Below are 6,081 nucleotides of genomic sequence, written 5' to 3'. Positions count from 1 at the left end.
CGGCCCCCATTTCCCCTGCCCCCCGCCCGGGGGGGGGCGGGGCCGCCCCCCCCCCCCCCCCCGTCCCCGGCTCCGACCGACCCCCTGAAAGGCTCTCCCTCCATGCACGTGCACATCGGCACAGACCACGCCGGCTTCGAGCTGAAGAACCGGCTCGTGGACTCCCTCACCGCGAAGGGCCACGAGGTCACCGACCACGGCGCCCACACCTTCGAGAAGCTCGACGACTACCCGCCGTTCTGCACCGCCGTCGGCGAGGCCGTCGTCGCCGAGCCCGGCAGCCTGGGCGTCGTCATCGGCGGCTCCGGCAACGGCGAGCAGATCGCCGCGAACAAGGTGCCCGGCGTGCGCGCCGCCCTGGTGTGGAACGAGGACACGGCGAAGCTCGCCCGCGAGCACAACGACGCCAACGTGATCTCCGTGGGGGCGCGCCAGCACACCGAGGAGGAGCTCGAGCATCTCATCGACCTGTTCCTCGCCGAGCCCTTCAGCGGCGACGAGCGCCACCAGCGGCGCATCGACCTCGTGGGCCTCTACGAGCAAACGGGCGGGTACGACTCGTCGGCCGACGAGGACTCCGCGGCCGGTTCCGGCTCCGCCGGCGCCTGATGCCCGAGGGCCACACGGTCCACCGGCTCGCCTCCGCGCTCACGGCGGGATTCGGCGGACGCCGCGTGCGCACCTCGAGCCCGCAGGGACGTTTCCCCGAGGCCGCGAGCATCGACGGCTGGGTGCTGGCCGGGGCCGAGGCCGCCGGGAAGCAGCTGCTCATCGCCTTCACCCCGGAGGAGTCCGTCGACGTCACCGACCCGGTGACCCGCTGGGTGCGCGTGCACCTGGGCCTCTACGGCTCGTGGACCTTCGCGGGCGAGGAGGGCTTCGCGCTCGCCCACGCGATCGGCGCGCCCCGGGTGCGGATCGGCGAGCGGGAGACCCGACAGGGCGGCGGCTCGGGAGCGGCCGACGGATACGACCTGCACGACGCCGCGACGGAGGACTGGCGCCGCCTGGTTCCGCGCCCCACCACGCGCCTGCGCATCGCCGGCCCCCACGGGCTCGCCGATCTCACCGGGCCGACCGCCTGCGAGATCCTCGACGCCGACGGCCGCGCCGCCGTGCTGGAGCGGCTGGGACCGGACCCGCTGCGCGAGGACGCGGACCCCGAGCGCTTCGTCGAGAGGGTGCGGCGCTCCCGCACGTCGATCGGCGTGCTGCTGATGAACCAGGAGGTCATCGCCGGGGTCGGCAACATCTATCGGGCGGAGGCGCTGTTCCGCGCCCGCCTGGACCCCTTCGTGCCCGGCAAGGACCTCACCGCGGGGATGGTGCGCGGGATCTGGGACGATCTGGTGCCGCTCATGCGGTACGGCGCGCGGACCGGCCGCATCGTCACCACCGAGCCCGAGCACCGCGCGATCGAGGCGGTCATCCAGGAGCGCACCCGCGCGACGGGGCAGAACGGGGATGACGACCCGAGCGTCGTGCCCCGCGAGCAGTCGTTCTACACGTACCACCGGCAGACGCTGCCGTGCCGTCTGTGCGGGGCCGCGATCCGGTCGACGGACCTCGCCGGACGCACGGTCTTCTGGTGCCCCCGCTGCCAGACCCGGCGCTCGCGCCGCGCGAGCTGGACCACGGAGCACCCCGCCGCCGCCTGGGCGGATCCGCAGGACGGAGAACTACGGTGATGGGCATGCCTGACCCCGAGACGGGCGGCGTGCTGCGCCGCGCCCACCTGCAGGAGATCGATCCGCGCACCGTCTATCTGCTCGCGAAGCTCCGCCAGGACGTCTTCACCCTCGAGCAGCACGCCGACGACGCCGACCTCGACGGCCGCGAGCTCGAGCCCTCCACGGTGCTGCTGTGGATCGAGGCGCCGGACGCGGAGCACGTCACCGGAGGGCTCGAGCGCCAGCCGGTCGCCCAGCTGCGGATCCTGCGCGACCCCGACGGCACCGTGCACATCGGCCGCGTGGCGGTGCGCGCGGATCGTCGGCGCGACGGATTCGGCCGGCGACTCGTGCGCGCGGCCCTCGACGTGGCCCGCGAGATCGCACCGGAGGCGGTCGTCGAGATCGGCGCCCAGGCGTACCTCGAGCGCTGGTACGGGAGCATGGGGTTCGAGACCACCGGCCCACTGTTCCTCGAGGCCGGCATCGAGCACGTGCCGATGCGCTACCTGCACCCGCGGGACTAGTCCGCGCGCAGTGGGAGGGGCGGATGTGTGCGCCCCAGCCTGGGTGCGCCCCATCCTGACCCGCGCGAAGATCGTGGAAGCAGGCCGTCGGGCCTGAGCGGTGTGCGCCGGACAGGGCCTGCGCTCAGCCGCGCGGCGACTTCTCCTCGATGAGCCGGCCCATCTCCTCCCGACCGAAGAAGGCGACCGAGTCACGACCGCTCGGGGTGCCCGCATCGGGATCCGCCCCGGCATCCAGGAGCGCGGACACCACGTCGTCGTACCCCTTGAACACGGCGCCCGCGAGCGGCGACTGCTGGCGGTCGTTGAGCTGATCGACGTCCGCACCGCGCGCGGCGAGCTCACGCACCAGGTCCGCGTGCCCGTGGTAGGCGGCGAGCATGAGCAGCGAGTTCCCCCGCGAGTCCCGCATGGCGACCGGCGCCCCCTGATCCAGCAGCGGCAGCAGGGCGTCGCCTCGGCCCTCACGGGCATCGTCGAGTATCCTCCGGGCCAGGGCGAGCACCTGTTCGTCCTGCTCCTCGGTGGTCAGCGGCGATGCGGGCTGCGCGGAGGCAGGCTGTGAGGTGTCGGGCTGCGGGGGCTCGGGCTGCTCGGCGTCGGAAGTCATGCGCACCAGGGTAGAGGCCCACCCGACGCGACCACCACACGGATCGTCATCCGCGGCCGAGGGCCCGCTGGGCGGGAGGCGAGCGGCGCGGGGGAGATCGCAGGCATCCGCCCGCGCGATCTCCGAGGTCTTCGGTGCAGGGGATGTTCGCGGACCTCTGCCCGCCGCGGACGGGCCCCGGGGCCGCGTCGACGTCGAAGAGGGTCCTTGGCCGTCCCGTCGGAGCCAGCCCCTCAGCCGCCGATCACCGTCCGCAGCAGCCAGGGCGCCGCGAGCAGGAGCACGGCGACGGCGAGCCCCACGAGGTCGCGCTTCGTGAACGGGCTGGGCAGCGCCCAGGTCCTGTGCTGCGCGGTCGCGAAACCACGGGCATCCATCGCGAGCGCCTGCTGCTCGGTGCCCCGCACCGCGCCGACCAGGAGGGCGAGGGTGCACGAGGCGAGCAGCCGCACGAGCGCCGCCGTCGACTGCAGCGGATGGCGAAGGTCGCGCCGCGCCCCGAGGCCGCGCAGGCGGCGGCTGGTCATGATCCGCTCCCAGACGTCGGCCGTAAGCCCGGCCCGCACGAGTCCCGCGACGCTCGCCGCGACCGGCCGACCGGGCAGACGCAGCCTCCCGCCGAGGGCGTCTCCCAGCCGGGTCGGGTCGAGGGAGGCGAAGATCAGCACGCCGGGAGCCACGAAGTAACCGATCCGCAGGGCCTCCTTGAGCCCCAGCAGCCAGGTGGTCCCGGACAGCACGGGCAGGGGAGAGGCGAGCACCGTGGACCAGCAGAGGCCGACCGCCGCGAGCACGATCGGGACCAGACGCAGCGCCGTGCTCCGGACCCCGCGCACGGCGAGCGGTGCGAGGACCACCACCAGCAGGCACGCGAGGAGCCCCAGCTGCCAGCGGTCGATCGCGAAGGAGCCGACGGCAGCCGCCGCGGCGATCACGATCGTGGTCAGCGGATTGAGCGCGTCAGCAGGCGCAGGACGGGGACGACGTGGCGGGCGAAGGGTGGTGTCGTATGCCGGTGCCGATACTGAATCGAGCGCGGCGCCGGGCACAGCCGACTCCGGGGCGGCGGGGAGCGCGTCGTCGTCGCCCGTGCTCACGTGCTCCGCGAGGTCCAGGCGCACGTCCCCGCGGGCGACGAGACCCGGGTCGTGCGTCGCGGCCAGCACCGCGCAGCCTCGTCCGGTCGCCTCCTCGAGCAGGGCGAGCAGCTGGGCGCGACGCTCCTGATCGAGGCCGACGGTCGGCTCGTCCAGCACGAGCAGGGCGGGTTCCTGGGCGAGGGCGGCGATGATCGCGAGGCGGCGCTGCTCACCTCCGGAGAGCTCGAACGGCTGAGCGTCCGAGAGGTGTGCGAGGTCGGCGCGACCCAGCAGGCTCTCGGCGAGGTCGGGGTCGCGCGCCCACGGCGAGGCGGTGACCTCCTCGCGCACGGACCGCGAGACGAAGGAGTGCTCGGGCTCCTGCGGGACGTAGGCGATCTTCGAGGGTTCAGGGCCCTCGAGGTGTCCGCCGAGCGGATCGGCGAGGCCCAGGATCGTGCGCAGCAGCGTGGTCTTGCCGCTGCCGCTCGGCCCGGTGAGCACGGCGAGAGCTCCGGAGGGGACGTCCAGGTCGAGGGCGTCGAGCAGAGGAGAACCCATGGCCTCCTTCCCCCGGGCCTCGTCCCGTCGTCGCCGCCGCGCCACTGCGACCTGCGAGAGCGACAGCACCGCCTGGCCGGGTGCGTCGGATCCGCGCGCCGGGACGGGGGTGGCAGCCGGATCAGGCGTCACCGCCGGATCAGGCGCACCCGCCGGACCGGTCGCACCCGCCGGATCGGCCGCGTCGAGCACGTCCTCAGGGGAGCCGTCGGCCAGGACGTGCGCCTGCGCTCCGAGCACGATGACGCGGTCCACGTGCGGGGTCCAGCCGTCGGCGTCGTGGTCGGCGACCACCAGGGTGCGATCACCGACCGCGTCCAGGATCGCGGCGCGGACCTCGCGGGCCGTCGGCCGATCGAGCATGCTCAGCGGCTCGTCCAGCAGCAGCGCACCGGGATCCAGGGCAAGGGAGCCGGCGAGGGCGAGCCTCTGCTGCTGCCCTCCGCTGAGATCCCACGGCGAGGCCGCGGCGTCCACTCCGGCGTGCGCGACGTGCAGGGCGGAGGTCACCCGGTGCTGGATCTCCTCGCGGTCCAGCGCTGCGTTCTCGGGACCGAAGGCTGCGTCTCGGCCGGCGCTGCCACCGATCAGGGCGTGCAGCGGCTGCTGCAGGAGCAGGCCGCGCTCGCCCGGACGGGTGGGGCCGGGGGCCTCGCCCGAGAGGTCGCCCGTGCTGGTGTCCAGCAGGCCCGTGAGGGCACGGAGCACCGTCGACTTGCCCCCGCCGCTGGGACCCGTGAGCAGCACGCGCTGACCGGCGGGGATGTTCAGGGTGAGGTCGTCGACCGTCGGCCGGGAGCGGGTCGACGGTGTCCAGGTGACGGCGTCGAGGCCGAGCGCCACGGCGGCGCCGGATACGGGACCGGTTCCGGCGGGGGACGCGTCGCCGCGCGCCCCGTCGGCCCCGGAGCCCGTCCCGATCACCGTCGCCCCCGCGCTCATGCGCGCGACCGCCGTCCCCACTGGCGCCCGGCCGGGAAGGCGCTCAGGGCGCCGGTCGCGCCGAGGGCGCGCACGATCAGCCATCCCAGCACCCCGCACAGCAGCGCCGCGGAGACGATGAAGAAGCCCAGCAGCGCCCAGGCCGAGGCCCAGGACCACTCGGGGTAGTAGGAGAAGCGCTCGTAGACCCATTCGAGGATCCCCGAGAGCACGCCGCCGGCGATCGCCACGGGCAGGGTGAAGCGGCGGTAGGCGGTGACGAGGAACGCGATCTCGACGCCTCCGCCCTGCAGCAGGCCGCTGACCACGGTGCCGATGCCCCACTGTCCGCCGAGGGCCATCTCGAGGACGGCGGCGATGACCTCGGCCAGCACGGCCGCGCCGGGACGGCGCACGATGAGCATGGCCACCAGCGCGGGCAGGAACCACACGCCCGCGAGCAGGCCCACCGACGGCGGCAGGACGGTTTGCAGAGGTGTGAACAGCGTGTACACCTGCCCCCAGGCGAGGAACACGAAGGCGAAGACGACGCCGATCGCGACCGTCAGCACGAGGTCCACGGTGCGATAGGCCAGCAGCGGCCGACGTGCGAGGGCTTGGCCCGTCGATGCCGAGGACGCGCGGGCCTGCGTGGTCTTCTCGGCGCGCCCGGAGGGGGCGGCGGGGGTGGAGCTGGTCGACATCTGGTTCTC

The 6,081-nt window shown here is 74.2% G+C and carries 6 protein-coding genes; 3 read left to right on the top strand and 3 right to left on the bottom strand.

All coding sequences use genetic code 11. The features are described from left to right. The first annotated feature begins 102 nt into the window (after window positions 1-102). From ACFQ53_RS12310 to ACFQ53_RS12300, 3 genes are read left to right on the top strand one after another with little or no spacing between them, the layout of a single operon-like run. Complete coding sequence (locus ACFQ53_RS12310) at window positions 103-609, top strand: ribose-5-phosphate isomerase (RefSeq protein WP_377860039.1); 507 nt, start codon at window positions 103-105, stop codon at window positions 607-609. Then, on the top strand, window positions 609-1,688 hold the full coding sequence (locus tag ACFQ53_RS12305; RefSeq protein WP_377860037.1) for an Fpg/Nei family DNA glycosylase: 1,080 nt from the start codon (window positions 609-611) through the stop codon (window positions 1,686-1,688). Before ACFQ53_RS12310 ends, ACFQ53_RS12305 begins: the two co-directional genes overlap by 1 nt. Window positions 1,689-1,693: 5 nt before the next feature. Beyond that, window positions 1,694-2,197 carry a GNAT family N-acetyltransferase gene (locus ACFQ53_RS12300; protein WP_377860035.1) on the top strand — a complete coding sequence of 168 codons (504 nt, stop codon included), beginning with the start codon at window positions 1,694-1,696 and terminating at the stop codon, window positions 2,195-2,197. A 124-nt stretch (window positions 2,198-2,321) separates the two neighbouring features. Here the strand turns inward: ACFQ53_RS12300 and ACFQ53_RS12295 are convergent, their stop codons facing one another. The 3 genes from ACFQ53_RS12295 to ACFQ53_RS12285 all read right to left on the bottom strand — a co-directional run bounded on the left by ACFQ53_RS12295 (window position 2,322) and on the right by ACFQ53_RS12285 (window position 6,072). Further along, window positions 2,322-2,807 (bottom strand): ankyrin repeat domain-containing protein, encoded by a 486-nt coding sequence (locus tag ACFQ53_RS12295; protein ID WP_377860033.1) that lies wholly within the window; start codon window positions 2,805-2,807, stop codon window positions 2,322-2,324. A 233-nt stretch (window positions 2,808-3,040) separates the two neighbouring features. Further along, window positions 3,041-5,389, bottom strand: a complete 2,349-nt coding sequence (locus ACFQ53_RS12290; RefSeq protein ID WP_377860031.1) for an ATP-binding cassette domain-containing protein — start codon at window positions 5,387-5,389, stop codon at window positions 3,041-3,043. Further along, complete coding sequence (locus tag ACFQ53_RS12285) at window positions 5,386-6,072, bottom strand: ECF transporter S component (RefSeq protein WP_377860029.1); 687 nt, start codon at window positions 6,070-6,072, stop codon at window positions 5,386-5,388. The genes ACFQ53_RS12290 and ACFQ53_RS12285 overlap by 4 nt, the downstream gene beginning before the upstream one ends. Window positions 6,073-6,081 lie beyond the last annotated feature (9 nt).

Origin of the sequence: Brachybacterium sp. NPDC056505, from assembly GCF_042794925.1 — a bacterium.
GTDB lineage: Bacteria > Actinomycetota > Actinomycetes > Actinomycetales > Dermabacteraceae > Brachybacterium > Brachybacterium kimchii.
The sequence above is the reverse complement of the archived record's forward strand: the minus strand, read 5'-3'. Positions and strand labels throughout refer to the sequence as shown.